22 protein-coding genes and 1 pseudogene are annotated in these 25,080 nt (G+C 59.2%); 11 read left to right on the top strand and 12 right to left on the bottom strand.

The window, feature by feature from the left end; genetic code table 11:
• Positions 1-94: 94 nt before the first annotated feature.
• The gene (gene pyk / locus IDH45_RS20190) at positions 95-1,522 is read right to left on the bottom strand and encodes a pyruvate kinase (protein ID WP_190929933.1); all 1,428 of its coding nucleotides are present in this window, start codon (positions 1,520-1,522) and stop codon (positions 95-97) included.
• A gap of 137 nt (positions 1,523-1,659) precedes the next feature.
• On the opposite strand from pyk, the gene IDH45_RS20185 reads away from it, so the two are divergent.
• A complete protein-coding gene (locus tag IDH45_RS20185; RefSeq protein WP_190929932.1) occupies positions 1,660-2,460 on the top strand; it encodes a helix-turn-helix domain-containing protein in 801 nt (266 codons plus the stop codon).
• Between the two features lie 302 nt (positions 2,461-2,762).
• Here IDH45_RS20185 and IDH45_RS20180 read toward each other — a convergent pair whose 3' ends face one another.
• The 4 genes and pseudogenes from IDH45_RS20180 to IDH45_RS20165 form a co-directional block, all read right to left on the bottom strand.
• Complete coding sequence (locus IDH45_RS20180; RefSeq protein WP_190929931.1) at positions 2,763-3,386, bottom strand: MBL fold metallo-hydrolase; 624 nt, start codon at positions 3,384-3,386, stop codon at positions 2,763-2,765.
• A 21-nt stretch (positions 3,387-3,407) separates the two neighbouring features.
• Positions 3,408-3,974: a thioredoxin family protein gene (locus tag IDH45_RS20175; RefSeq protein WP_190929930.1), complete on the bottom strand. Its 567-nt coding sequence runs from the start codon at positions 3,972-3,974 to the stop codon at positions 3,408-3,410.
• Positions 3,975-4,702: 728 nt separating this feature from the next.
• Positions 4,703-5,314: pseudogene (locus tag IDH45_RS34190) on the bottom strand (DedA family protein); the annotation flags it as partial.
• A 198-nt stretch (positions 5,315-5,512) separates the two neighbouring features.
• Positions 5,513-6,403: a LysR family transcriptional regulator gene (locus IDH45_RS20165; RefSeq protein ID WP_190929928.1), complete on the bottom strand. Its 891-nt coding sequence runs from the start codon at positions 6,401-6,403 to the stop codon at positions 5,513-5,515.
• Positions 6,404-6,555: 152 nt separating this feature from the next.
• Between IDH45_RS20165 and IDH45_RS20160 the strand changes: the two genes are divergently transcribed.
• The 5 genes from IDH45_RS20160 to IDH45_RS20140 all read left to right on the top strand — a co-directional run bounded on the left by IDH45_RS20160 (position 6,556) and on the right by IDH45_RS20140 (position 8,854).
• A complete protein-coding gene (locus IDH45_RS20160) occupies positions 6,556-6,720 on the top strand; it encodes a hypothetical protein (protein ID WP_190929927.1) in 165 nt (54 codons plus the stop codon).
• A 227-nt stretch (positions 6,721-6,947) separates the two neighbouring features.
• Complete coding sequence (locus IDH45_RS20155; protein ID WP_223836825.1) at positions 6,948-7,385, top strand: cupredoxin domain-containing protein; 438 nt, start codon at positions 6,948-6,950, stop codon at positions 7,383-7,385.
• 89 nt (positions 7,386-7,474) lie between these two features.
• Positions 7,475-7,786 carry a dehydrogenase gene (locus IDH45_RS20150; RefSeq protein WP_190929989.1) on the top strand — a complete coding sequence of 104 codons (312 nt, stop codon included), beginning with the start codon at positions 7,475-7,477 and terminating at the stop codon, positions 7,784-7,786.
• 416 nt (positions 7,787-8,202) lie between these two features.
• On the top strand, positions 8,203-8,361 hold the full coding sequence (locus tag IDH45_RS20145) for an anti-repressor SinI family protein (RefSeq protein WP_190929925.1): 159 nt from the start codon (positions 8,203-8,205) through the stop codon (positions 8,359-8,361).
• 163 nt (positions 8,362-8,524) lie between these two features.
• Entirely contained in the window at positions 8,525-8,854 is a 330-nt protein-coding gene (locus IDH45_RS20140; RefSeq protein ID WP_190929924.1) for a helix-turn-helix domain-containing protein, read from the top strand.
• A 433-nt stretch (positions 8,855-9,287) separates the two neighbouring features.
• Here the strand turns inward: IDH45_RS20140 and IDH45_RS20135 are convergent, their stop codons facing one another.
• From IDH45_RS20135 to IDH45_RS20120, 4 genes are read right to left on the bottom strand one after another with little or no spacing between them, the layout of a single operon-like run.
• The gene (locus tag IDH45_RS20135) at positions 9,288-11,531 is read right to left on the bottom strand and encodes a hypothetical protein (protein WP_190929923.1); all 2,244 of its coding nucleotides are present in this window, start codon (positions 11,529-11,531) and stop codon (positions 9,288-9,290) included.
• Positions 11,532-11,567: 36 nt separating this feature from the next.
• Positions 11,568-12,449: a response regulator transcription factor gene (locus IDH45_RS20130; RefSeq protein ID WP_190929922.1), complete on the bottom strand. Its 882-nt coding sequence runs from the start codon at positions 12,447-12,449 to the stop codon at positions 11,568-11,570.
• A gap of 33 nt (positions 12,450-12,482) precedes the next feature.
• Positions 12,483-13,970 (bottom strand): glycosyltransferase family 2 protein, encoded by a 1,488-nt coding sequence (locus IDH45_RS20125; RefSeq protein WP_190929921.1) that lies wholly within the window; start codon positions 13,968-13,970, stop codon positions 12,483-12,485.
• Positions 13,967-15,229 (bottom strand): HEAT repeat domain-containing protein, encoded by a 1,263-nt coding sequence (locus tag IDH45_RS20120; RefSeq protein WP_190929920.1) that lies wholly within the window; start codon positions 15,227-15,229, stop codon positions 13,967-13,969. The genes IDH45_RS20125 and IDH45_RS20120 overlap by 4 nt, the downstream gene beginning before the upstream one ends.
• Positions 15,230-16,338: 1,109 nt before the next feature.
• On the opposite strand from IDH45_RS20120, the gene IDH45_RS20115 reads away from it, so the two are divergent.
• The 4 genes from IDH45_RS20115 to IDH45_RS20100 all read left to right on the top strand — a co-directional run bounded on the left by IDH45_RS20115 (position 16,339) and on the right by IDH45_RS20100 (position 20,129).
• Complete coding sequence (locus IDH45_RS20115; RefSeq protein WP_190929919.1) at positions 16,339-17,259, top strand: decaprenyl-phosphate phosphoribosyltransferase; 921 nt, start codon at positions 16,339-16,341, stop codon at positions 17,257-17,259.
• 31 nt (positions 17,260-17,290) lie between these two features.
• Entirely contained in the window at positions 17,291-17,650 is a 360-nt protein-coding gene (locus IDH45_RS20110; RefSeq protein ID WP_190929918.1) for an SMR family transporter, read from the top strand.
• Positions 17,651-17,695: 45 nt separating this feature from the next.
• Positions 17,696-18,199, top strand: a complete 504-nt coding sequence (locus IDH45_RS20105; protein WP_397327097.1) for a divergent PAP2 family protein — start codon at positions 17,696-17,698, stop codon at positions 18,197-18,199.
• Between the two features lie 121 nt (positions 18,200-18,320).
• Positions 18,321-20,129 (top strand): hypothetical protein, encoded by a 1,809-nt coding sequence (locus IDH45_RS20100; RefSeq protein WP_190929917.1) that lies wholly within the window; start codon positions 18,321-18,323, stop codon positions 20,127-20,129.
• Positions 20,130-20,190: 61 nt separating this feature from the next.
• Here the strand turns inward: IDH45_RS20100 and IDH45_RS20095 are convergent, their stop codons facing one another.
• The 3 genes from IDH45_RS20095 to hisC all read right to left on the bottom strand — a co-directional run bounded on the left by IDH45_RS20095 (position 20,191) and on the right by hisC (position 23,319).
• Complete coding sequence (locus IDH45_RS20095; RefSeq protein WP_190929916.1) at positions 20,191-21,153, bottom strand: hypothetical protein; 963 nt, start codon at positions 21,151-21,153, stop codon at positions 20,191-20,193.
• 99 nt (positions 21,154-21,252) lie between these two features.
• A complete protein-coding gene (locus tag IDH45_RS20090; protein WP_190929915.1) occupies positions 21,253-21,960 on the bottom strand; it encodes an NAD(P)H-binding protein in 708 nt (235 codons plus the stop codon).
• 273 nt (positions 21,961-22,233) lie between these two features.
• Positions 22,234-23,319 carry a histidinol-phosphate transaminase gene (gene hisC / locus IDH45_RS20085; protein ID WP_190929914.1) on the bottom strand — a complete coding sequence of 362 codons (1,086 nt, stop codon included), beginning with the start codon at positions 23,317-23,319 and terminating at the stop codon, positions 22,234-22,236.
• Between the two features lie 148 nt (positions 23,320-23,467).
• Here hisC and pdxR point away from each other — a divergent pair, with 148 nt between their 5' ends.
• On the top strand, positions 23,468-24,946 hold the full coding sequence (pdxR, locus tag IDH45_RS20080; protein ID WP_190929913.1) for a MocR-like pyridoxine biosynthesis transcription factor PdxR: 1,479 nt from the start codon (positions 23,468-23,470) through the stop codon (positions 24,944-24,946).
• The last annotated feature ends 134 nt before the right edge of the window (positions 24,947-25,080 follow it).

Raw genomic sequence — 25,080 nt, 5'->3', positions numbered from 1 at the left:
CGATAGATCAATAGCTTCTTCGTTCTTCGACATTAAATATTCTACGTCCGCGGTCCAAACACCTTTTAAAAAATCGTAAATGTTCCCCGACCGGTCAAGCTTCCTGCGGAACTTCGACGATCTTCATCAGATTCGTCGCACCGCTCCGTCCGACGGGAACGCCCGCGGACACGATCACCGTATCGCCGGACGACAGCACGCCCGCCGTAACGCCGCAACGCAGCGCCGAATCGACCATCTCGTCCGTCGTAAGCGCAGGCTTGCCCTGAACGGGAACGACTCCCCAGACGAGGCAAAGCCCGCCCAGCACGCTTGCATTCGTCGTCACGGCAACGATCGGCACCTTCGGCCGGTACTTGGATACCATACGCGCCGTAAATCCGGTTTCCGTCGGCGTCACAATCGCCTTCGGCTCCAGGTCGAGCGAAGCGCCGACAACCGACTGGCTGATCACTTCCGTTACGTTCGTCGGATGCAGCGTAATTTTATGCTCGAACGATTCCCGGTACGGCAAAATCGTCTCCGTCTTCTCCACGATCGCCGCCATCGTAGCGACCGATTCGACCGGATATTTGCCGGCCGCGCTCTCCCCGGACAGCATGACGGCGTCGGTTCCGTCCAGCACCGCATTGGAGACGTCGCTCGCTTCGGCGCGCGTAGGACGGGGATTCGTCTGCATCGACTCGAGCATATGCGTCGCCGTAATAACCGGCTTGCCGGCTGCGTTGCACGCCCGAATCATCTTTTTCTGGACGAGCGGCACGTTCTCAACCGGGATTTCGACGCCCAGATCGCCCCGCGCAACCATGATCCCGTCGGAGGCAGCCAAAATTTCGTCCAGATTGTCTACGCCTTCCTCGTTCTCGATCTTCGAGATGATCCGGATATGCCCGGCTCCGTGTCCCTCGAGAATCTCGCGGATCTGCACGATATCCGCACCCCTGCGGACGAACGAGGCGGCAATAATATCTACGCCCTGCTCCACGCCAAAGGCGATGTGCAGCACGTCCCGCTCGGTGACGCCCGGAAGCGAAGTGCGGATGCCCGGCAAATTGACTCCTTTGCGCGGCTTCAGACGTCCCCCGTTCACGACCCGGCAGACGACCTCCGTGCCCTCGATCCGCTCGACTTCCAGCTCGATCAGACCGTCGTCGATCAAGATTTTCGCCCCAGGCGCCACGTCCTGCGGCAGCTCGCGATACGATACCGGAATCCGCAAAGCGTCGCCGGTTACCGGCTCGGTTGTCAAGACGAGTCGTCCGTTCTCGCTAAGGTCGTAGTAGGGCTCGGCGAGCATGCCGATCCGGACCTCCGGTCCTTTAATATCCATCAGAATCGCCACATACGTGCCCGTCTCTTCCGCCGCCTGGCGCACCCGCGCGATACGTGCCGCGTGATCTTCCAAACTGCCGTGAGCCATATTCAACCGGGCGACGTTCATGCCGGCATGGATCATTTGCTTCAATATTTCGACTGAATCGCAGGATGGTCCCATCGTACATACAATTTTCGTTTTGCGCATCGGTTCGGTTCTCCTTCTGTCTTCCCCTGAATTAATTAGCTTTGTGTCTCATTGTAAGCCAATCTTTCGAATCGATGCTATGAATTATAGTACGGTGAATGTAAAATAGTCTTATATTAACTATCAGGAGAGACATCATGCTTCCGATCGTATCCGTCCGCCAAGATAAAGGAACCCGCTGGTTTGCGGAACAGGACAGCTCATCGCCGGCGTTATCGCTCGTCCTCGTCAGTTACGGCTCGTGTGTATACTGGATCGAAGGGCAGAAGGTCGTGCTGGATAAAAGCGACATGCTGCTGATTTCGGACCGGGCTTCCTTTTACGGCAAAAGTATCCCAACGCTTGCTCATGAGAAATACGTGATCGCCTTCCGTCTGTCCGAAGCCGCGACCGGTTCGTCGGTCAGTCAATTGCCGATCCTGAACGGTTACCCTTATGTCAAATGGAGAACCGGCCTGTACGATCTGATGATCGACCGGTTCAAGGCCGTCTTCGAGCAAACGGCCGAGTCGCTGCCGTACGGGAATCTGATGGGACAGGCGCTTCTGCTTGAGGCGCTCGTCCATGCCAACCGGGAGTTGGACCGGCACAGGCTGCCGGACGACAAGTTGCGTCTCGCCGAAACGATGCGAAGCTATATCCAGCTTCATCATCGCAGGCAGGTAACCAAGGAGCATCTCGGACAAGCGATCGGCAAAAGCCCGAACTACGCTGCGACTCTGTACAAGTCCGTCACTGGCCAGACGATTGGCGAATCCGTACACGCCGCGCGGATCAAGACGGCGCAATACATGCTCCGGCACTCGCTGCTTACGGCAGGGGAAATTGCGGCATATGTCGGCTACTCGGACGCTTCGTACTTTTATCGGGTGTTCAAAAGGCAAACCGGCCGGACCCCTGCCGAACTGATGGTCGAAAGAGACGGTTCCGCGTTCTGAGTCCGGTACGGTTCGCTATAGAGTGAGAGCGGGTTGTTGCGGGGAGGTCAGAAGAGAAGCCATAAAGGAAACCCAACTTCCGTTATATCGTTCCAAGTCATTTTGCGATTGTTTTGAAGCCCACTTCAAACCGATTTTGCTCGAGAAAAAAAGACCTCGGCCTCCACTTCACAGTGGAATCTGAGGTCTTTTCGTTTGGAAAAGGGGTCGTTCCCGGTCATGCGAGCACGTTAGGGACCGCCCTTCTTTTCCCCACTTATCGATGGGACTAGCTAAGCTAAACTAAGCAGCACATGGTTCGATCAAACATACGGGTTGTTCTGCTTCTCGTACCCGATCGTCGTCGTCGGGCCATGGCCCGGGTACACCTTGACCTCATCAGGCAGGTCGAACAGCGTACCGTGGATCGACTCCAGCAGCTCCCGCTGGCTGCCTCCGGGTAAGTCGGTACGCCCGACCGACAGCCGGAACAAGACGTCGCCGCAGAACAGCTTATCCCCATACAGCAAGCTGATGCTCCCCGGCGAATGACCGGGCGTGTGGAACACTCGAAACTTCTCCCCGAGTAGCGTCAGCGTCTGCCCTTTATCCAGCGCATATTCCGCCGGTTCAGTCTGGATGTGCACGCCGAGCTCCGGCCATCGCGCCGAGCCGTTTTTTTTCGGATCGGTCAGCCAGTCGGCTTCCGCATCGTGCAGGTAGACCGGGCAGTTTTTCAACTTGCGCAGCTCGTCGACGCCGCCGATATGGTCAAAATGCGCATGCGTCAACACGATCGCTTCGATCTCCATAGGCTCGATGCGCTTCAGCAGCGGTTTCGGATTCATGCCGGGATCGATGACGAATCCTTTCGTCCGCTCGGCGTTCGACACCAGGTAAGCGTTCGTCTGTACGGGACCGAGTTGGAATGCTTCTATATGTAGCATGAATGTCCAGTTCCTCCGGAATTAAAAAGTAGACAGCAAATCCCGCAACTCGCGCACGATCGTCTGCTGGTAGCCGGCGCCTTCGCCGTACTGCGCCATCATCTCGGTGCGGGCCACCTTGATCTTGTCTTCATAGTCCGGCGCATTGCGGTCCGGGTTCTCCTGCTTGAATTTCGTCATGACCGCCTGCACATGCTGCGGACGCGGCCCCCACTGTCCCAGCACGAAGCCGCCCGTATCGGCGAAAATAACGATCGGAATCGCACGTCCGCCCATCGTCAAATACTGGTCCATCGTTTCCGGATGCTCTTCCATAATGAGCACTTCCACCGGAATGCCCGAGTTCTCGAGCGCACGGAACACAACCGGCACGTTGCGGATCACGTCGCCGCACCAGTCGGCCGCCAAAATCAGGCAGCGCAAATCGTCGCGGTTCGATAACGATTCGAAAAAGTCGCGGTCGTCGTCCGAGCTCCATTCGAAGCGGTTATACCAATCCAGAAACTTATCCTGATTTTTCGTCATGCCATCGATAAACGACTGCGGGGCCAGTCCTTTGCCCAGCTTGTCGGCTACATGTTTGCTCATCGCCTTTTCCTCCTTCAATAGGGTACCATCCTTATCTTAACAAAAAACGATTCGTTGTACCATGCACCCGATCAGCCGCCCGGATCAGCGGCCGCAGCCGGCCGGCACCGTGAACCGCCCGCCTTGCCTTAAGCTTACTTCTCCCGGCCCGCGCGGCCGCTATTGTCTTCGATCCAGGCGGCCGCAGTGCGGACCCGTTCCTCGTCAAGCGGGTGCTTCGCCCGATAGGAAACGATAAACGGGACGAGCCGCTCCGGCTTCAGCGCCTCGAATGCCGCACATGTCCCGGACAACGCCGCTTCCGGATCGGTAAAGCATAAAATCCCCACAACGTCGGCCGTCAGCCCGCGCCGCCGCAGCAAATCTTTCAGGACGTATTCGCTCCGGTAAGCGTTCGCGGTCAAATCGCCAGCCGCCGCAGCTGCATCGGCCGCTTCGTACCCCGGCGCCCGAAACCGGAATTCGCCGCTCCTGTCATTGAATTCCACATGGAAAATGCCGTTCGGCCCGATAACGATCTGATCGACCGTCTGGGACGAATCGCCGGAACGGACGATCCGCGCACCGAGCGTCCGGTATTCGTCCGGAAGTCCCGCCAGCACGCCATTCGCTTCAGCGTCGGCGCGAGGATGTGCCCTACTAGCGGGAGCACTGGCAGGGGCGGATCTGTCTTCGCCGGATCGGCCGATCCCGGCAAGCTTGCCCGAAACGTCAGCCCCGCTGCTCTCCTTCGCCTTCCGTCTCCTGCGTTTCACGATGACATAGACCGCATACAGCGCCGTCAAGCCGAGCGCGCCCCACATCAGCTCGCCCGTATAAGCGGCGGCGGTTTCGTCGATATGGCTCCAGTTCTCTCCCAGCGTCATGCCCAAATAAACGAACAGCATCGACCAGGGGATGACGGCCAGCGTCGTCAGCAGCGTAAACCGGGACAACGGCATACGCGCCATGCCTGCCGGTACCGATATCGCGTGGCGCACCACGGGGATAAACCGGGCGGTGAAAATAACGCCGGAGCCGTATTTATTAAACCAATTCTCCGAAACCTCGATATGGTGCTTGTTGATAAAAATATATTTACCGAACCGCTCCAGCACCGGCCGGCCGCCGTACAAGCCGATCCAATAGACGAAGATTTGCGCCAGAACGCCTCCTACCGTGCCGAACAGCACCGCCAGCCAATAATTGATTTGCCCCGCCGATACGAGATATCCGCCGAAGGCGAGGACGATCTCGCTCGGTATAATTTCGATCATCAGTCCGAACATGATGCCCCAATAGCCCAAGTCGGTCAGCCAAGCCATAACCGAATCGATCACTCCATGAATCCACGCGCTCATACTTACCCTACTTTCCCCAAAAATGTGCGGGATACGCTTCCCGCTTCCATCGTTTTCATCCAATCCGCCATTCCATTGTCCGTACAAGCCAAAGGGGTCTTGTCTATCTTATTCGGTCGCCGCGGCGATCATTCCCGCATAGGGACGGACGTGAATAAGAGATTGAGGCTCGCCTGCCGGATAACAGGGGCCGCCCGCCTACACTTTCCCGAAAAACTCCAGCAAAGACTGCCGCAGCCGCCTGGCCGCCGCATTCGGCTCCCGTCCGCTACGCTCGATCAGCCCGTGGGTCAGAACGACCGGTTCGGCCGGCAGCACGCGAAGCACACCCGTCCGGACCTCCTCCAGCACGCCGATCTCGGGAAGCAGGGCGACGCCAAGCCCGCAGCTCACCGTCTGCTTGATCATCTCGAGGCTGGCGAACTCGAGCGCATCTTTGGCCATCAGTCCTTTGGCGGAGAACAGCTCGCCCGCAGCCGTCTGATAGACGCACCGGCTGCCGAAGCCGACGACTCTCGCACCGCTCAGCCCTTCCCATCCGGCCGCATCGTACAGATCGCCGAGCTCCGGCGAAGCGACCACGACCAGACGTTCCTCCTGCAGCGGGTAAAAGACGAGATCGGCGCGCCCCGGATGCTGCGAGACGATGCCCAGGTCGGCGCGGTGATGCGCCACGCTGTCGACGACGTCGTGGAAAAAGCCGGTCTCCAGCTGGAGCCGGATGTTCGGATACGTTGCGAAGAAGCTGCCGAAAAAAAGCGGAAGCCGCGTAACGCAAAACGATTCCAGCGCGCACAGACAGACGGTGCCCCGGGGTTCCTCCAGCCGGTTCATCGCTTCCGCCAGCGAAGCGCCGAGCTGCACGAACTGGCTCGCGAACTTGGCCATCTCCTCCCCCGCTTCGGTCGGCTCGACCCCGCGCGCCAGCCGGTTGAACAGCTTCTTGCCGCATGCCTGCTCGAGCTGCCGAATATGCGCCGTAACCGTCGACTGCACATAGCCGAGCTTCTCCGCAGCCCGACTGAAGCTGCGTTCCTGCACGACCGTCACGAACGTTTTGAAAAAACGTCCTTCGAGCATCTCGATCATCCAAGTCCTCCCTTCCCCCCAGGTACTACCCATTCGAAAACCGAATCGGTCGCATCACAATCATTCGAAACTCAAATCGATAATCCTATGGTATCATCGGCATTACCGATCTGCAACCGCGATTGCTGCACCTTAGTCAGGAGGAACCGCTTATGCATCGTACCCGGCAGCTGCTGTCTGTAACCGTCCCCGGATTGGGCGGATTTCTGGCCATCTGGCTCGTCATCTCCTTTGGAGACGTTACCGGCCTTCCATTGGTTACAGCTCCGTTCGGAGCCACATGCTCGCCTGGGCCGTCCACCGGCTGTCGAGAGTGACCTACCCGAAGTAATGGCGGGGACGGACCTCCTTCAGGCCGCATTCGGCTTCCCAAGTCATGCCGATACAAGCTCCCACATATGTTAGTAGTGGAGATAAACAAGCATGCGGGAACCATGAGGAGGGAATGCAGTTGAATAGCGATTCGAATCGTCGCCGTAAACCGGTACAACCGGTCAGTTTCACCGTGCCGGGCCAGCCGAAACGCCGCCGGGCTTCCGCCAATCTGTATGTGCTTAAACGGAAACATCTGCTGCTGGCCGTCGGCGCGCTTGTGTTGTTGTCGGCCTTCATCCTGTACGCGAGCCAGAGGGAAAGCGCGCCCGTAGCAGGCGCGGCAGCGGTGGAGCGTACGATTCATCTGGTAACCGGGGAATTTAAATCGACGACTCCCGACGGCAAAGAAATCGAAGCGTACCGCTGGGACCCGGGCACCGTGGTCGTGCACAAGGGCGATAAAGTCAAGCTGAGCATTTACGGAGTGAACGGAGCCAGCCACCCTTTTATCATCGAAGGACTCGGCATTAAAGGCGAAGTGAAAAAAGGCGAGGAAACCGTCGTCACATTCAAAGCCGACAAAGAAGGCACTTACCGGATCATCTGCCTCACCCATCCCGATATCGCGCATAACGGGCCGATGATCGGTTACATTATCGTCGATTGAGCGGGTTCATCCGGACGCTGCCGCGGCAGTAGCCCATTCGCCCTTCCCTGCATAGGTTAGTAGCAGAGAGGAGCGGATGGATCGGCATGATGAACCAAAAAAATGAAAAACATGACCAAAATTTGCCGAACTTGCGTAAAATACGCCGGGCCTGCAACAAAGAGTTATACCGTACCATCAAACGGCTGAAAATATGGGTTCCCCCGGCCAAGCTCGCTGAAGCGGAAGAGCTTTATTTAAAAAAAGTGGTGCTGAACCTGTCCTTCATAGCGGAAAATGGCAGCAACCGCAAATTGCTGTCCGACTGGTGGGACGAAAATGTGTGCCCGGACATCGCCAAGCTTTGGGACGTCGAGCCAGCGGAACTTGCCCGCGCCTTCCGGGATGCGTTCGGCGGCTGAGACGGCTTCCCGGCCGCGCAGACTGCCGCAATATGTCCGATCGACCGTCCGCCGGTCCGCGTCTTGCAGCGGAAGCGCCGCGCCGGGAGCTGCACACCATGCGGACGGCAGACGAACGGCGGCATGCAGCATTTCTGAGTCCGGCCCATGGGAAACCATGTCCCCCGCCTGAACCTCCAACCCCGCACCCTGAGCGGGATTGGAGGTTTTTTGGGCATGGCGGTCCCGGTCTCGTCCGGCTCCCGGATTTCCGGTCCGTCTAACCTCCCGTTTACCCGGTGCTTCTATACCAATTTATGTCGATTCATGGCGCCACCCCCCGTAAAACGGCGAACGTTCGCGAACTGTTATGAAACGACGTCACTTGCATACAAGCGACAACCGACCAATCCATAGGATACAGGAGGGAGTGCGGCATGCAAGGCTTTCGCCAACTAGAGCAACACGAGCACGACACCAGGCTGGACCCGAACTGGATTCATTTAATGATCGCGGCAAAAGAAATCGGCATATCCATAGAAGAAGTACGTCAATTTCTTCAAGAGTGTACGCCCGGAGGAGACGAGCCTGATTAAGGCCGGCTTTTCCGGGTTTATTTGTGGCAACGCTTACAAGCGGTCTGCAAATGTTCTTTTCCAACCGATCTCGTCCGTTTTGCACATGCATCCAGGCGCGGTTTTTGGTATGATGGTACTTGACAACAGCGGCGATTGGCACGCGAAAAAAGGGGATAGTCGCATGATAGGCAAACGCGTGAAAGAACTTCGTCTGGAGAAAGGGCTCACGATCAGCGAACTGGCCGAGAAAGCAGGCGTGGCGAAATCGTATCTGAGCTCGATCGAGCGGGACATTCAGTCCAATCCCTCCATTCAATTTCTCGAGAAAATATGCGCCGTTTTGAACGTGCCGGTTGAAACGTTTTTGCACGACAAGCAGAGTCCGGCGGACGGATTGGACCCCGAATGGATGGAGCTCGTCCGCGAAGCGATGGCATCGGGCATCAGCAAGGAACAGTTTCTGGAATTCCTCGAGTACAACAAGTGGCGCAACAAAAAGCAGAGTTTGTGAACGGCTGAACGAACCGTACGGCTGCACACACAAAGAAAGCCGCTCTATTCGAACATGTCCGGGTGAGGGCGCCCGCGGGTCAGCGGCTGCTCATCACGCAAAGTGTCATTTTGCTTTAGCGCTCTCGTAAAGTCGGATAAGGATAAGGATATTCCTCCAGAGCAGGTCATGCAAGTCCTCCGCATGAGCGGGATGAGGCGGCGCCGGTACAGGCAGCCGCTTTTTTGTTTGTCCCTGCTCCCCGTCCACGACTAAGCCGATGCAGCAAAAAAAGAAGCAGCAGCTCTCCGCCTTGTCCAGACGAAAGAAACTGCCGCTCCACGAAGCGAACCTGATTTGCGATACAACGACTGCCCTCCTACCGTTTGTTAGTAAGGAGTCCCGGCAATGAACCGCACTTATTAGGATCATGGCGCTTTGTCCCGGCCTTGGGCTAGCGACCGTCTTGGGCCGGGACGTTCCCGCCCATTTCCCCGAACGCCTGCTTCATCATGCCGTAGCTCGCTTTGAGCCTTTCGACGTAGCCGACCTCTTCCCAAGGGTTCCAGCTGTAGACCGGCAGGCGCGATACGGGGAACATTCCGCCCGAAGAAGTATCCTCCAGTCCGACAGCTTCTCCTGTCGCCATATCCGCAATCCAGGGCACAAGCCGGATGCCTTTCGTATCGGTCGAAGCGAATTTGCCGTCCTTGTCGGCATAACTCATCACCTGCAGCGAGCTCGGATCGGTGAAGCCGAGCAGCATCCACGGAATGCGCAGCTCCACCGTATTGCCTTTGGCTTCCCACATGACCAGCGAGTCGGCCGAAGGCAGATCCGGGTTGTTCGTGCCGCGCTTCAGCTGCCCTACCGGGACTTCTTCGAACGGATGGTACTTGCGCGTATCCGGCGGGATCAGCTCCAGGCTGACGGAAAGCTTCCACGGGGCAAACACGCCCGAATCGTCCTGCAAAGCTTCCGGCCCGACCTCGAACATGCCGTACTTTTTCCCGTACAGACGGGTGTGGAAATCGTAGTTGGCGGCCAGCCTCACTTCGCTCTCCTCCGCCGCGCCCAGGGAGATAAGCGCTTCGAGCCCTTCGTCGAGCTGGCGCCCGGCCAGCTCCTTGCCGTGCTTATTGCCCCCTGCTATCGTATCGACTCCCATATACAGCTTCCGCTGCTTCGGGTCGAACGGCTGGTCGAGCTTGGCGAGCAGGTACACGTAAGCTTCGTCGTGGGTCATCCACAGCTCCTTGTAGCCAGGCGCTCCTGCATTCAGCTTCTGCTTGTCGCCGCTCTTCAGCTTCTCCCAATCTTTGTCGTCTCCGTCAATGATAAGCGGGCCGTCCTTGCTGGAGAACATGCCGAGCAGCCCGAACTTTTGCTCGTTCGTCAGCACGTTCGTCCACAGCTTGCGGCGGCTTGCCGGCAGCTCGTAATCCATCGTGTTCCACGTCCGCTTGAACCATTCGTCCTGCCAGCTGAACACGATCGCTCCGGCCATCCCTTCATCGAAAATATCTTTCATCAGCGAAGCGTTGATCCGGCCCTGCTCCGTTTCGTTATGCCCGCCCTGGTCGCGTCCGAGCGTGCCGACATGGGCGATGCCCAGCGATGAAGGCACTCCGAATTCGGTAATCATCACCGGCATGTCCGGAAAGTGGGCTTTCAACTGACGAAGGTACGAACGGTACGTATTCGGATTGCCGGACTCGTCAGGAATGTCCCGGAGCGTTTCATCGAACCGGAAAAAGTCCGGATAATACGGATACGCGTGAAACGAAGCGAAGTAGCCGGCCGCCCAGTCGACAGGTCCCACATGGTTCGCGTCGATCCCGACCAAATCTTCTTCGATCAGCACTTCCCCGGGATGGGTAAGCGGATCGGTCGTCACCCAGTTGGTGAACGTCAGCGGATGCTGCCAACCGTATTGCGCCTCCCGTACGGCCAAGCCGTCCAGCATGACGGCCAGCCAGTTCTCAAACGGACTCGCTCCCGGCTTGGCCGACACGCGGTCCCCGACAAACGGCTCCGTCCATTTCTCCGCATGTTTGTCGTTCGTATCCCGGACCGCGATCGGGTCCCATTCGGTACCGATATGCCAAGCCATTAAGTAAGGGCCCGCATTGACGCGGTACGCGCCGCTCGCTTTGCCGAACTTCTCGGGAATGTCGGCATTGCCGTACACGACATTAACCGCATCGGCGACCTCGCTCTCAAACTGATCGTAAATGTCCGGATTGAACGCGTCCCGTTTCTCGGCCAAATCTTCCTCGGGCGCCCATACCCCTTGGATGAAATAAAGCGGATGATCGCGATGTTCTTCGTTGTATTCGACCAGCGCCTCATAAAATTCCGGCCTCAGGATCGTATATACGCGGATCACGTTCGAGCCGAGATCGGCGATCTGCGCGAACCATTTCCGGTACGTCTCCTTGGAGATCGGCAAGTCGCCCGGATCGTGCCCGGGCATGGCGGCGCCTACGTTCACCCCTTTAACGAAAAAGGGCGACCACTGGCCGTCCATATACTGCTCCAGCGAATCGCCGTTCGTCCGGAACTTCATTCGCGAGCCGTCGGCATGCTCTACGCTCTCGACCTGCTTGACCGGCCAGTAATGCCAGACGGCGAGCGCCACGACAATCGGCAGTATCCATTTGGGCAGCCGGTACAGCCAGCCCTTATTCGCATTCATCGACGGAAAGCCCCCCTTCCTGATTTCCTGACCGTTTTACCCGAGCAGCCGCCGGATTCGCGCCTCCAGCTCGATCGGCGAGAACGGCTTGCGCACGTAATCGGCTACTCCCATGTCGAAGCAGGCTTGAACGTCCATATCGAACCCTTTGCCTGTCAGCACCATCACTTTCGACCGGCGGGTTCCGTCTCCCGTCCGCCGGATGCGCCGGATCAGCTCATAACCGTCCATGCCGGGCAAGGAAAGCTCGGTGAGCACCAGATCCGGCTGCTTGTCCTCGACGAGCCGGAGCCCGTTCACACCGTCGGCAGCGACATGAACGTCGTATCCTTGCAGCTCGAGGCGCAGCCGGACCAGATCGGCCAGTTCTTCGTTATGATCGACTACGACGATCGAGCTGTCCGCATCCGGTTCGGACGGTTTGACATACAGCTCGATGTCGGCCTCCTCGCCCTTCGTCCGGGCCGGCCGGATGTCCAGCATGGCTGCAATCTCCGACAACGCTTCGGCCGCCGGATCGGCGCTTTCCGGAAAGCTGGTGACGACAAGCGCGGCGACTTCCGGCGACAACTGCTCCAGTACCGGCTTGATCGCCATCGCCGAATAATGAGCGGAAGCCAGCAGCGCCCCGGGCAGCCAGACTGCAAGCAAGCCGTCAGCCGCAGAGTAGTCGACGATCGGCTCCGCCCCTTCGGTCAGAGGGTCCATCGATGCCGCCAGCGCCTCCGCTCTCTCGCCGGAGAGCCGGCCGATTCTCGCCGCGATCAGCCCGCAGGCTTCGCTTTCGGATCTTTGCAGCTCGTGCAGCCTCTCCAGCCATTGGCCGGGAAAAGCCAGTCCTGCAATTTGCCCGGCGGGGGCCGGCAGCCCCTGCCCTTTCTCCGTCCATGTTCGCAATGCCGAAGGTGGTGTATTCATTGTATATGTCCTCCTTATTTTTCGTATCGTTCGTTATACGGCAGGCGCTTTCGCTGCCTGCGATTGCTTGCCCGACTTCGCGGATGCCGTCGCCGCCGGAGAGGCGGCCGAGCTGTCCGCTCCCTCCTGCCAGCTTGTCCGCACCATATTGCCCCATGCATCGGATTTGCGCACGTACTCCCATTGTCCAGCGAGTTTCCAGAGCGCCTGCAACTGATCGTAGCCGACTGCCATCAGCAGCGAGCACACGATCGTTTTGGCCAAATCTTTGCCGGCCGGCGAACGCCGGAACGCCATCTCGTCGATCAGCAGGGCGCCGCATGTAAAGACGAGACCGACCAGCGCGTTTACCGCAATAAACATAGCCAGTATCGGCCAGTTCGTCATATCGAACAAGCAGTAGCCGACCAAGGCCAGGAAACCGGTCAGCCGCAAGTAAGGGCCGAGCGTTTCATAGATGATCGTGTAGGGCAGCGACAAGAAACCGATCGTTTTGTATTTCGGAATAAACAGCATGGAACGGAACGCGGCCAAATTCCACAAGCTTCCGCGCATCCACCGCCTCCGCTGGCTGGCCAGCACCTCGAGCGTATCGGGAGCTTGCGTCCAGCATACCGCGTCGGGGCAAAAAACGATCGAATAAGGCAATCCCAAATCGAGCATCCGTTTGTGAAGCTTGAGCACGACGTTCATATCCTCGCCGGGGCATCCCGGCTCGTAGCCGCCGACCTCGATCAGCCGGTCTTTGCGGAACAGGCCGAACGCCCCGGAAATGATCGTCAGCCCGTTCAGCGCGCTCCAGCCGATCCGGCCTCCCAAAAACGATCTCGCGTATTCGACCGACTGGATCGCCGGCAGCCATCGTCTCGGCATTCTCGACTTGCGGACCATCCCGTGCTCGATCGTGCTGCCGTTGGCGATTCGTACGTTGCCGCCGACCGCGATATGCTCCTCGGGATTTTCCATATAGGTGCGGACGAGCCGAAGCAGCGCATCTTTCTCCAGCATCGAATCCGCATCTACGGTCGCAATGAGCGGATAGCGGGATACGTTAATTCCCGCATTCAGCGCGTCCGCCTTGCCCCCGTTGTCTTTGTCGATGACGACGAGCCGCGGATGCAGCGGGCTGCGATACGCCTGCCGGATCGTCCGGGAGCGCAGCGTACGCCGGTAGCCGCTCACCGAGCTGGGCTGCAAGCCGAACGCTTCGATCAGCACCTGGAGCGTCCCGTCCTTCGAGCCGTCGTTGACGACGATGACCTCATAGCCGGGGTAATCGAGCGACAACAGCGATCTGACGCTCTCCAGTACGGTTAATTCTTCATTATAAGCGGGAACGAGCACGGACACGGGCGGCGTGTAAGCCGAATGTCCCAGCTCCCGGAAACGGGAGTACGCCGCGCTCTGGATCGTAGCGAGCACGGTCCTCCGGGAAAGCAGCATGATTATGAAGTAAAGCAGGCATGAGCCTATAATCAGAGCGGAAGCGAATAATCCGTATCCGAGCAAAAGCGATCTCATCGAATTCTCCTTTCTGCCGGCACGGGAGCCGGTCCGCCGGAAGAAGCGGCGGCTAGCGAGACGGGCGCGCCTGCGGCGAATGCCGGCTGCTGCGCTCCGGAAGGGTACCCTCCGGCGGTCATCGCAGCGGCCATCTGCTTCCACCGGACCGCCAGCTGCAGCGACTCGCTGTCCGTCCAGGGGGACGAGGCCCGGTTCAGCGCTTCATGGATCGCGTCATACGCCGCCTTGCGTGTCTCGGGGCTTTCGTCGGGGGCGCCGGCCGTCTCGCACAGCACCCGGAAACCCGTGTCCCCGAGCTGCGTCAACGCCACCGCTCCATGGTGGCGCACCCACCATTGCCCGTCGCGCAGCGAACGGCGGAGCCTTACGGCGTTCGCCGGGTTGCCGAGCTCACCGGCCGCCTTGGCCGCGGCCGCGCGAATCTCCCAATCGTCGTGCCGCAGGAAGGCGTCAAGCCTCCCGTTCGGCAGCAGATGGGGATACGCGAGCAGCAGCTTGGCCGCTTTGACGCGCACTTCCTTGCGCGCGTCATCCGCGAGCCGCGCCAGCGCCGTGGGAGCGGCGAGCCGGCCGCCGCCGGCGAGACCGGCGAGCGCCAGCAGGATGAGCGGCTCGTCTTCCGACTCCAGCAGCTCCGCGTACAGCGGCTGCGGATCAAGCGGCGACGAGGCGAGAATGTCTGCGGCGAGCTCGCGGGAGCCGGGAGCCCGCGCCGCCAGCAGCTCCGCGAGCTGCCGCAAGTCATCGGCAGAGCGCGTGCATTTGGCGGCGGCGCGGGCGATGACGAAGCCGGCGGGGCCGGGCGGCTCCAGCGCGAGCAGCGTCAGCATCTCCGGCGCCGCTTCGCGGGCCCGCATGGCGCCGAGCCGGTGGGCGGCGTCGATCCGCACCCATGGCAGCCGGCTGCGGAGCCGGCCGCGCTCGAGGCCGACCAAGCCGAGCGTGAGGCACAGCTCGGCGAGCCGGTCGCGATGTCTCCCCTCGATCCCTTCCATCCATTCCTCCAGCTTTCGCCCGATCACCCGAAGCTCGAGCGGTTCGAGCGAACCGGCGGGAGGGCGGAGCGCCTCCTCGCCTTCAAGATTTGCGCCTACATAATTGAAGTAATCGCGGTGTTTCTCCCTATAAGCGGTGCTTAACTTCCCGCGCCGCCGGTTTCGCAACCGTAATCCGTAAAGGGCGGCGAATCCGACTGCGGTCAGTCCGCACAGTGCGTACACGAACGGTAAAACTGCTGATACAGCATTCAGTGGCATCCCAGCAACACTCCTTCTCCATCACCTTCCGTCGGCTTAAGGTTTATTTGTTTGTAGGGTTATTCGTTCTTTATTAAGAACGACGATACTAGTATACCTAAATTATCGCTCGATAAAAAATTCGAAAATCGCGTTTTTGTTTCATATAGTGAACATTTTCGCTAGTATCTCATCGTTTCCTTCGTTATTCTAACGTTTTTCGTTCTTTATAATGAAATGTATGTTCGTTATAATGAATGACGAAAGAAAGGGAGCCCCGGTAAGGCAGCGCGATCCGACTCTCTATTTCATTGTTGGGGAGTTGCTGGGCATTGGGGGATCGGGCCGGGGAGGCGGATGAGTGGGAATTGCTCGTGCCGCCGGCTACGACGTTCCAGATCGGCTAGGTGTTCCGGAACACAATCGACGTTCCTGAGTGGCTTCGATGTTCCTCGCGTTCGCGAACAACTCGAGGGTACTTAGGAACATTCGGCGTTTCCGAGTAACTTCGACGTTCCCGAGCCAGATAAGAGCTGCTGGCAACTCTTATTTCCGCGAAATCGACGCTTTTCAACTAAATAAGAGCGGTTTGGACGTCTTATTGTTGCCGGGGGAGCGCAAGTTGGGCATTTCATGCTGAGATAAGAGCTGCCAGCAACTCTTATTTCGACAAAATCGATGCTTTTCAGCTAAATAAGAGCTGCTCTCATCTCCTATCGTCGTGCGGAGTGTGCGCGTTGGGCGGGTCAAGCTGAGGCACAGGTTACTTTGAACTTTGCTGCTCGCTTGTATCGCTCAGTGGGCGTTCCACAGCCGTCCCTACCCGTACCTGTGCTCTGCATGCAGCGCAGCAAGCTGCCGAGCTGCCGGCCGGCGGCGCGTCTCCCGCTCCTTCTGCCCGGTTCCCGTGCCAGTTGATCGCCAGGCGCTCCCTAGGCTCCGGGCCATACGGCTAACCAGCGTCAGGCGCGACGCTTCACCGCTATCTAAGCTGCACGGCCGCTTACATCCCGGGAGCTTGCGCCTTGCCGTGCCTTGTCGTGCTTTGGCCGCACCGTACCGCGCCGCGCCCGGCAGCGCCGGAGAACCTGCACGATACGTCATCACCAGCAAAGGAGAACGAAAAAAACATGGCCCCTTTCAACGCTAACGCCAAATGGGAGGAAGAAAAGCCGACACCGGCCTTCAACCCGGCTGTCGCTTATATCCGCCAGCTGCGTCCGCGCCAGTGGACGAAAAATCTGCTCGTCTTCGCGGCGCTCATCTTTTCCGTGAAAAGCGCCTCCGTCGCCATGCTCGGACAAGCCGTCGTTGCGTTCGTCCTCTTCTGTCTCGTCTCGAGCTGCGTCTACATCATGAACGATTACACCGACCGCGAGTCCGACCGGCTGCATCCGGAGAAACGTCACCGCCCGATGGCTTCCGGGGCGATCAACCCACATGCCGCATTGTTTTTCGGCTGCGTACTGCTCATTGCCTGCATCGGGACGGCTTTCGCTTTGGGAGTCAGCTTCGGCTTTACGGTTATTGTATACTTTGCGGTCAATGTGCTGTACTCGGTTAAGCTGAAACACGTCGTCATCTTCGACCTGCTGCTCATCGCTTCCGGCTTCGTGCTGCGTGCGATCGGCGGCGGCCTGGCGATCGGCGTGCCGCTTACCCCGTGGTTTCTCGTCTGCACGCTGCTGCTCGCTTTATTTTTGGCGATCGGCAAACGGAAGCACGAGCTCAACCTATTGAAGACGAACGGAGCCGCCCATCGCAAAGTGCTCGCTTATTACTCTCAAGATTTGCTTAACCAGCTCGTCGGCATCGTTACGACGGCCACTTTGATCAGCTATGCCTTATTTACGTTTACATCCGGGCACACGATCCATCTGATGTGGACGATCGTATTCGTCCTGTACGGCATATTCCGTTATTTGTACTTAATCCATATGGAAGGCAAAGGGGGACGTCCGGAGAAGGTGCTGCTCGAGGACAAGCCGATTCTGCTGACCGTCTTGCTGTACGCGTTCTCGGTCGCGTTTATCCTGGTGTATATGGAATAAACCAATTGGCTCGCTAAAAGGGGGGAGAAAGATGAACGTAGCCGTACTGATCACGTCCGTTCTGCTGGGTGCGCTCGGGCAGGTGTTTCTGAAATGGGGCGTCTCCCCGGCGGGCGATCCTGCAGGCGGGACCGGGGCTGTGCCGGGACTGCTGCGGGCTTTGTCGTCATGGCCGCTGTGGGCCGGGCTTGCCGCTTACGGCTTCAGTATGCTGCTGTGGCTCTTCGCTTTGAGAAAGTTTCCGCTCAGCACCGCTTACCCGATGGTCAGCCTCGGCTATATCGTCGTCATGGCGGCGGGAGCGATATTTTTTCAGGAGACGGTATCGGTCCAAAAATGGGTCGGCGTCGGGCTCATCTCGTGCGGCGTCCTGTTTATCGCCCGTTCGTAACGGGACAAGTCCACTCCAGACAGACATCACGGAAAAAAGGAGGCGTTGCCCCTGAACGCTTACGGCAACGAATGGTTATTCGCTATAACGCCGGTCGCCGCCTGGGTGGCATCCGGCTGCATCAAATACGCGGTCAACCGGCTCCGATACGGAGCCGAAGCCCGGAGCCATATCGGCAACGGCGGCTTTCCAAGCACGCATACGGCGGTGATCTCCTCGGCGGCTGTACTCGCCGGCTTCGAAGCGGGGTTCGGCTCGCCAATGTTCGGGCTTGCGGTAGCCGTGACGATGATCGTCGTCATCGACGCTACCGGAGTCCGGCGCGCCGTCGGAGAAGCCGCCGTCCGGATCAACGCATTATCCGCGGCGGGCCGGCACCGGCCGCACTCCGTTGCCGCAGATGAAACCGGCAACGGCCTGGGCCATAGCCTTGGAGGCGAGCGGCCCAACCGGCCGCTCCGGGAGAAACAGGGCCATACGCGAACCGAAGTACTGGGCGGCTTGGCGGTAGGTACGCTGGTAGCCTGGTGCATATCGCTATGGATGTAGAGCTGTCCGCCTACACCTACGGCAACAGCAAAGGCTTTTTGCTCTTGCCGCCTCCCGCCTGCAGCGGAGAGACCGTGAGACCGAAACTGCAAATTAACAACATGCGGAGAAGGAGATGACGATGAAGACCCGACTCTTGACCCTTAGCTTAATTTCCGGAATGATGCTTGTGTTGTTCACTTCCCTCTTGTTCGTACTGCCGGCGGCTGGCTTTCTCGTGAAGCTGCCCGTATCGCCGCTTCTATTGTGGATCAGTGCGGCAGGAACGATCGCCTTCGGGTGGTTCGCCGCCAGACACTACGATCCCGATCGCCCGATCCCGCTGTTTCTGTCTTCCCTTGCGGCGGCTGTCATTCCGTTCGCCGTGTCTTTTGCGGTGGCGGGTGCATTTTTCGATCTGTCTTACGATGGACAAGCCTACCACCAGGAAGCGATCATCCATCTGGCCAACGGCTGGAATCCGGTCTACGACGCTCCGCTGGATCTGCCTACGGCGCACGAGAAATGGATCAATCACTACGCCAAGGCTGCCGAGATCGCCGCCGCCGCTTTTTATAAAGCGACCGGACTCATCGAACACGGCAAGCTGATTAACCTGCTGCTGATCTTCGCATCGTTCCTGCTGGCGGCCCCTGCCCTGCTCACCCTCGGCGCCGGCCGCCTCCGCCCTGCGGCAGCGGTCGTACTCGCAGCCGTGGTGGCGTTTAATCCGATCAGCGTCACTCAGGCGTTCAGCTATTACGTGGACGGTATGCTGTCGTCTTCACTGATGATTATGCTTGCCTTGGGCGCGCTGCTATTCAGCGGCAAAACCCGCGGCAATCGGGACAGCGGCGAAGAGGGAGTCAGCGATATAACAAAGGAACGTCCGGGATGGATCGTTCCAACGGTATTCGCCGCGTCTCTGCTGTTTGCTGTCAATTTAAAGTTTACCGCGCTCGGTTATGCAGGCGTCCTATGCATCGGACTGCTGATCGCGCTGTACATGACCGAAAGATTCACGACAATGAAACGGATGTTCGTCACGATGGCCGCCGCCGGATTGATCGCCGTCCTTGCTGTCGGCTACAATCCTTACGTCACGAACACGTTGAGCAAAGGGCATCCGTTCTACCCGCTGGCAGGCAAGGATTCCGTCGATATTATGGAAAACTTCACGCCGCGCAATCTGGAGAGGCTGAACCGGTTCGAGCAGGCCGCCGTGTCGTATTTTGCCGTATCCCGCGAGAACGGCACCGACAAAATGCCGACCTCGACCAAGGTGCCGTTTACGGTCTCGCCCAAAGAACTAGCCGTCTTTAGCGAGCCGGACGTGGCGGTAGGCGGCTTCGGCCCTTTGTTCGGCGGCATTCTGCTGATCGCCGCGGTTGCGCTCATGCTCGCATATGGCCTAAGCGCCGGCGCTACAATCGCCGTCTCCGGCGTGATCGCCGTTTTGCTCGCTTCGGCCTTCATCAACCCGGCCGCCTGGTGGGCCCGGTACGTTCCGCAAGTCTGGGTCATCCCGATCGCATGCGCCTGGCTCGCCTTCGTAGTCCGGGCCCGTCCGAACCCGGGCACCTTGCAGCTCCGCCCGATTCGCGGACAAACGCAAATAAACCCGCTGTCCAAACGAGAGCAGCTGACACGGGTTTGCGGCTGGGCTCTTGCAGGGCTGCTTGCGGTTAACGCTACCCTGGTTGCCTACTCGTATACGACCAAGCAGTGGAATTGGAGCGAAAAGCTCCGCTCCCAGTACGCGGAGCTGGCTGCGATGGACAAGCCGCTGCGAACGGATTTCTCCTTCAGCTGGTCGAACCGGGTCCGCTTCGAGAATTATGGAATCCCGTTCCGGGAAGAAACTCCGCTGCGCTGCGACAATCCCCTGACGCTGATCAAATCGGGAACGACCGTCTGCTTAAGCAGCACGGTTGTCCGGGAGGAGCCCTAATCAGGCTCCTCCGGGCCAAACGGCCTCTTCTCTCCACTCCGTTCCCCGGCCTGCAACCCAGTTAAGGCTTCATCTTGCTCCAGCCCGTATAATCATGAACCGCAATCCCCGCATAAGACCGATGGTTTCTCAGCTTCTCCTCGATCTCCGCCATTTGGCGATTCAACTCGCTCGAATCGGCTCCGTAAAACGACACATGCTCCCCTTCGTCCGTCCGATTGGTCTCCACGCCCACGAATACCTTGGTTCCGATCCGGTTGCCGATTCCGAGCTCCTTGTCCGCCAAACCGATTACCGCATCCGCACGATTGCGGTACGTCATGAGCGCGACCTCGTCCAGCTCCGACATGATCGTCTCGGCCATCGTAACAGAACGGCCCGGCGAGCGGAGCTCGTCCAGCCAGAACGGAAGCGCGGCGCCGGCCAGCAGTCCTCCGGCGTTATCGACCAGTTGACGAAATTGTTTCACCGTTTCGACCCAATCCGCCGCAATCCGGGTCTGCTCCTGCTTCCATTCGTCCAGCAGATACGGCTCCACATCGATCTGAATGCCGTCGAACCGCTCCACTCCTTCGGCTGAACGGTTGTAGGCGCGGACCCATTCGACCGTCTCCGCCATGACGTGCCGCCGCTGCGGCAGCACCCAATCCGGCGCGCCGGCCAGCGCATGAACCCGGATGCCTGCCTCCGCCGCCGTACGGATAAATTGCCGATAATGGCTAACCTCCGCATCCGTATCGATCTGTACAAATATCCGTCCAACCTGTTCACTTTTCGCGAATTGCACGATCTCCGTTCGCGAGCGCGCGTCCGCCAGCCTTTCCGCCTCCCACAGCCAAGTCGCTTTCGTGCTGCCGTGCTGAGGAGCAGGCTTTCCCGCCAACCCCACCTGTACGGTTAAGATCGAGGCCGAGGCCAGCAGGGCGACCAGGGGCGCGGCGAATTTATGCAATCGGCTCCAAAGCCACAGCAATACTGTGGTGGCAGGAGCCCGCTGATAGCCGGAACTTGCTTTCTGGTTCATTGGTGTACTCCCCTTCCCGTCTAATCGTGCTGTCATCCCATTATAGGCGGCACGGACGAGCGTTCGCCATAGGGCGATCCGATCAACTTCCTATCCCCGTTACCGGGAATGGCGGGCGTTGTACAGCCGGGCGACGCGGGCGATCTCATCGGATTCGAGAATATGGACTCCGGCATTTCCGGGCAGCGCGGAAGCAATCATCGCCGCCGCCACCGCAGCCCCTTCCACAGGCTTGTATTTGCGCAGCGGACCGGCGAATATCCAGGACAAAGGTTTGGAGACAGCCGAAGCGAACCGCTCCGCTCTGCGGAATTCGTCACGCTCGCCAAGCAGCAGAGAAGGCCGGAACAGAAACACCGCACGAAGTCCAAGCGCCGCGATGCGCGCCTCCGCCTCCCCTTTTACCCGGTTGTAGAAAATACCGGACCGGGCATTCGCTCCCATCGCCGACACCAGCGAATACGAGCGAATCCCTTCCTGCTTGCCGAGCTCTGCCAACCGCAGCGGATAATCGAAATCGACCTTGCGGAATAACTCCTGCGATCCCGCCTTCTTGATCGTCGTCCCGAGCGCGCAGAACAGATCCGCTCCGGAGAAATCGCCGCCCGCCGCTTCGAGCCGGTCGAAGTCCGTCAGCCGCTCCTCCAGATACGGATGCTCCATCCCCGTTGTTCGGCGGACCAGCGCGATCACTTTCGAATAGGCGCTCTCCTCCAGCAACTGCCGTACCAGCTCTCTCCCGACCAGTCCGGTCGCACCGGCTACCACAGCCGTTCTTCCGCCTCCGTACGCTGACGACTCTCTCATTTCTGTTTCTCCCCTTCCGACGCTTGCGCAAACAATCGATAGTTTCATTATACCGTTCGATCAGGCGGATTGCCCGTAAGAGCGTTTGCCAATAAATGAATAATCGCCGACTTTATAACAAAATCAGAGTCTCTGGCACCCCTTATTTGCAGCCAATTCCAAAGACCGAAGTGAATAAAGGCGGTTTGTGAGGCTCCAGCACATGGGTATGCCGGATTATAAATGGAAGTAAAAAGGCCGGCCATCAACCGGCCAGCCTTTCGCAAACTCGTCTTACCGATTCATCGCCGCGTCTCCGCCCCGTTCGATCCGAAGCAGCGCATCCAGCAAAAGATCCATATCTTCGTCCGTTCCGACACTGATACGCAGCTTGTCATCCAGGCGGGGAGCGGCGAAATACCGCACATAAATATGCCGGGCGAGCAGCCCTTCGTACACCTTTTGAGCCACCAGGCTTCCGGGAGGGGGAGAGACGAGCATAAAATTGGTCGTGCTCGGCCATACGGTCCAGCCGGCCGCCTGCAGGGATGCGGCGAACCGTTCACGGGTGCTCAGGATACGGCCCACCATCTCGTTCTTGTGAGCCTGATCGGTGACTGCCGCTTCGGCTACGAGCTGGGCGAACCCATTGACACTGAACGTCTCCCGGCCCTTCAGCATCGCGTCGATCAGACGCTTGTTGCCGGCCGCAAAGCCGACTCTCGCTCCGCTGAGCGAATACGCCTTGGAGAACGTCCGCAGCACGAGCAGGTGGTCGTACCGTTCGGTCAGACCGAGCACCGAAGTGCCGTCCGGAGCGAAATCGATGTACGCCTCGTCGATCACGACAAGCCCGTTATACGTTTGCAGCAGCTTCTCGATGCGATCCGCCGTGACACATACCCCGGTAGGAGCGTTAGGATTGGCCAAAATGACAGCCTGCGGAGCGGCGGCCGCCAGCGCGAGCGGCTCCATATGGAAGTTCGCGTCCGTCGGCACGGCGCGTACATGGACGCCTGCAATATCCGCCACATTGGCGTACAGGGCGAAGGTCGGGTCCGGTACGGCCACCGTATCGCCTTCACGGAGAAAGGTGCGGAACAGCAGCGTAATCAGCTCGCTCGACCCGTTGCCGCACAGAATGGACGATACTGGAACGCCGTGCACGGAGGATAAAGCTTCCCGGAGCCGGTCGCAGCGGGCATCCGGGTATTCCTGCAGCATCTCCGGGCTAAGCGTCCGGATCGCCGCCTCCACTTTGGGCGAGAGCGGGTGACGGTTCTCGTTCTGGTTCAGCTTGAGCGCGCGGACGCCTTCCTCCGGGCGGCTTCCCGCCACATAAGGCTGCAGTTTTTCGATACGGGGATGAATCGGGATCATGGCTTGGTTTGCTCCTTTCGTTAACGGAATCGTTCGTGATACTATTACGATATGGCAATTCTGACATTTCGAAAATATCCAGATTATCAATATTCAAGATGACAGTTGAACGATTCCTTCAAGGAAAGAAAGGAGCGGGGCGCATCTGATGGAGCTTCTCCCTTTATTAGACCATACGTCTTCCGAATCTCTATACAGCCAGTTGTACCGCCATATCCGCCGCGAAATCGAAGCCGGTCGGCTGGCCGCCGGCTCGAAGCTGCCTTCCGTCCGCAAGCTCGCCTCCCATCTCGGCATAAGCCGCACGCCGGTGGAAGCTGCGTACCAGCAGCTGCTCGCCGAAGGTTATGCCGAGAGCCGTCCCCGCAGCGGCATAACGATCCGGCCGTCCGAGCCCGACCTCGAACGCCGAAGTCCGGCGCCCCTCCTCCTCAGCACCGGTAACGACGGCGTTTCCGCCCGTTCCCTCTCCGGGACCGGCAGCTTCCCGTCCGCCCCGCTCAAGCAACCGGATATCGCGATCGATTTCACCTATGGAGACGTGGACTTGAACCACTTCCCGTTTTCCTTGTGGAAAAGACTGCTCGGCAGCTGTTTTCTGCCCGAGCACCGGGACTTGTTCCGCTACGGCGATCCGCTCGGCGAGCCCGGCTTCCGCGAAGCGGTAGCCGACTACGCCTACCGGGCGCGCGCCGTCGTCTGTCCGCCGGAACGCATCGTCGTAGGCGCAGGCACACACCATTCGGTCGAGCAAATATGCCGTTTGCTGCAAAATACGCCCTATTCGCCGGAAGCTACGCCATTCGCCGTAGAAGGCGCGATCAGCAACGGCATCGCCTCGATTGTTCGCTTGCACGGCTACCGGCTCGTGCCGCTTGCGCTCGAACCGGACGGCATCCGGATCGAGGACTTGTACGACTCCGGCGCCCGGCTCGTCTACACGACGCCGTCGCACCAGTTTCCGCACGGCATGGTCATGTCGGTCGGCAAGCGGCGGAGACTGCTGAACTGGGCGGCGGAGACGGGCGGCCTGATTGTCGAGGACGACTATGACGGCGAATTCCGCTATGCGGGTCTGCCGATCCCGTCCCTTCAAGGACTGGATACGGCGAGCTCGGTCATCTACATGGGCACCTTCTCCCGCGCGCTGGCGCCCGCGTTCCGGCTCAGCTACACGGCGCTGCCGCCAGCGCTCGCCGAATTCGCGCGAGCCGCGCTTCATCCGTTCGACCGTCTGGCGTCCCCGCTGCACCAGAAAACGTTGGAGCTGTTCATGACGCAAGGCTACATGCAGCGGCATATCCGCAAAATGCGCAGCGTCTATCAGCGCAAGCTCGCCGCTCTTACCTCGGCGGTCAAGCATCGGCTGGAGCCGCATTTCCGCCTCATCGGCGGAAGCGCCGGACTGCACGTGCTGCTCGAAGCGGCAGACGGTCCGGACGAGGAACAGCTCATCCGGCTCGCCGGCGAAGCCGGAGTTCGCGTCTATCCGACCTCTGTGTATCGGATCGGAGACGATCCGGAGATACCGTCCTGCACCGTGCTGCTCGGCTTCGGAGGGCTCGGCGAATCACAGATCGAGGATGGAATCGGACGATTGGCCAACGCTTGGATTCCGGGACGATGACGGTGAACGAGAAACGAGGAACGAGCCCAGAATAAAAAAGACCGCGTCCTCCGAACGGCCGATCCGTTCCAGACGCGGTCTTCTATTTCCGATAATCGCTCCGATTCCAAGCGGCCTTTTCCATTACAGCCTCT

The sequence above is a fragment of the Paenibacillus oceani genome (assembly GCF_014705615.1).
Classification (GTDB): Bacteria; Bacillota; Bacilli; order Paenibacillales; family NBRC-103111; genus Paenibacillus_AB; species Paenibacillus_AB oceani.
The sequence above is the reverse complement of the archived record's forward strand: the minus strand, read 5'-3'. Positions and strand labels throughout refer to the sequence as shown.

Excerpts from the sequence above, each read along its gene's own strand:
- IDH45_RS20125 (WP_190929921.1), bottom strand. The coding sequence starts at position 13,970 with ATGAGATCGCTTTTGCTCGGATACGGATTATTCGCTTCCGCTCTGATT.
- IDH45_RS20110 (WP_190929918.1), top strand. The coding sequence starts at position 17,291 with ATGAACGTAGCCGTACTGATCACGTCCGTTCTGCTGGGTGCGCTCGGG.
- IDH45_RS20100 (WP_190929917.1), top strand. The coding sequence starts at position 18,321 with ATGAAGACCCGACTCTTGACCCTTAGCTTAATTTCCGGAATGATGCTT.
- IDH45_RS20130 (WP_190929922.1), bottom strand. The coding sequence starts at position 12,449 with ATGAATACACCACCTTCGGCATTGCGAACATGGACGGAGAAAGGGCAG.
- IDH45_RS20165 (WP_190929928.1), bottom strand. The coding sequence starts at position 6,403 with ATGATCGAGATGCTCGAAGGACGTTTTTTCAAAACGTTCGTGACGGTC.
- IDH45_RS20115 (WP_190929919.1), top strand. The coding sequence starts at position 16,339 with ATGGCCCCTTTCAACGCTAACGCCAAATGGGAGGAAGAAAAGCCGACA.
- pdxR (WP_190929913.1), top strand. The coding sequence starts at position 23,468 with ATGGAGCTTCTCCCTTTATTAGACCATACGTCTTCCGAATCTCTATAC.
- IDH45_RS20145 (WP_190929925.1), top strand. The coding sequence starts at position 8,203 with ATGCAAGGCTTTCGCCAACTAGAGCAACACGAGCACGACACCAGGCTG.
- IDH45_RS20095 (WP_190929916.1), bottom strand. The coding sequence starts at position 21,153 with ATGAACCAGAAAGCAAGTTCCGGCTATCAGCGGGCTCCTGCCACCACA.
- IDH45_RS20180 (WP_190929931.1), bottom strand. The coding sequence starts at position 3,386 with ATGCTACATATAGAAGCATTCCAACTCGGTCCCGTACAGACGAACGCT.
- IDH45_RS20120 (WP_190929920.1), bottom strand. The coding sequence starts at position 15,229 with ATGCCACTGAATGCTGTATCAGCAGTTTTACCGTTCGTGTACGCACTG.
- IDH45_RS20160 (WP_190929927.1), top strand. The coding sequence starts at position 6,556 with ATGCATCGTACCCGGCAGCTGCTGTCTGTAACCGTCCCCGGATTGGGC.
- pyk (WP_190929933.1), bottom strand. The coding sequence starts at position 1,522 with ATGCGCAAAACGAAAATTGTATGTACGATGGGACCATCCTGCGATTCA.
- IDH45_RS20135 (WP_190929923.1), bottom strand. The coding sequence starts at position 11,531 with ATGAATGCGAATAAGGGCTGGCTGTACCGGCTGCCCAAATGGATACTG.
- IDH45_RS20140 (WP_190929924.1), top strand. The coding sequence starts at position 8,525 with ATGATAGGCAAACGCGTGAAAGAACTTCGTCTGGAGAAAGGGCTCACG.
- IDH45_RS20185 (WP_190929932.1), top strand. The coding sequence starts at position 1,660 with ATGCTTCCGATCGTATCCGTCCGCCAAGATAAAGGAACCCGCTGGTTT.
- IDH45_RS20175 (WP_190929930.1), bottom strand. The coding sequence starts at position 3,974 with ATGAGCAAACATGTAGCCGACAAGCTGGGCAAAGGACTGGCCCCGCAG.
- hisC (WP_190929914.1), bottom strand. The coding sequence starts at position 23,319 with ATGATCCCGATTCATCCCCGTATCGAAAAACTGCAGCCTTATGTGGCG.
- IDH45_RS20090 (WP_190929915.1), bottom strand. The coding sequence starts at position 21,960 with ATGAGAGAGTCGTCAGCGTACGGAGGCGGAAGAACGGCTGTGGTAGCC.
- IDH45_RS20150 (WP_190929989.1), top strand. The coding sequence starts at position 7,475 with ATGAACCAAAAAAATGAAAAACATGACCAAAATTTGCCGAACTTGCGT.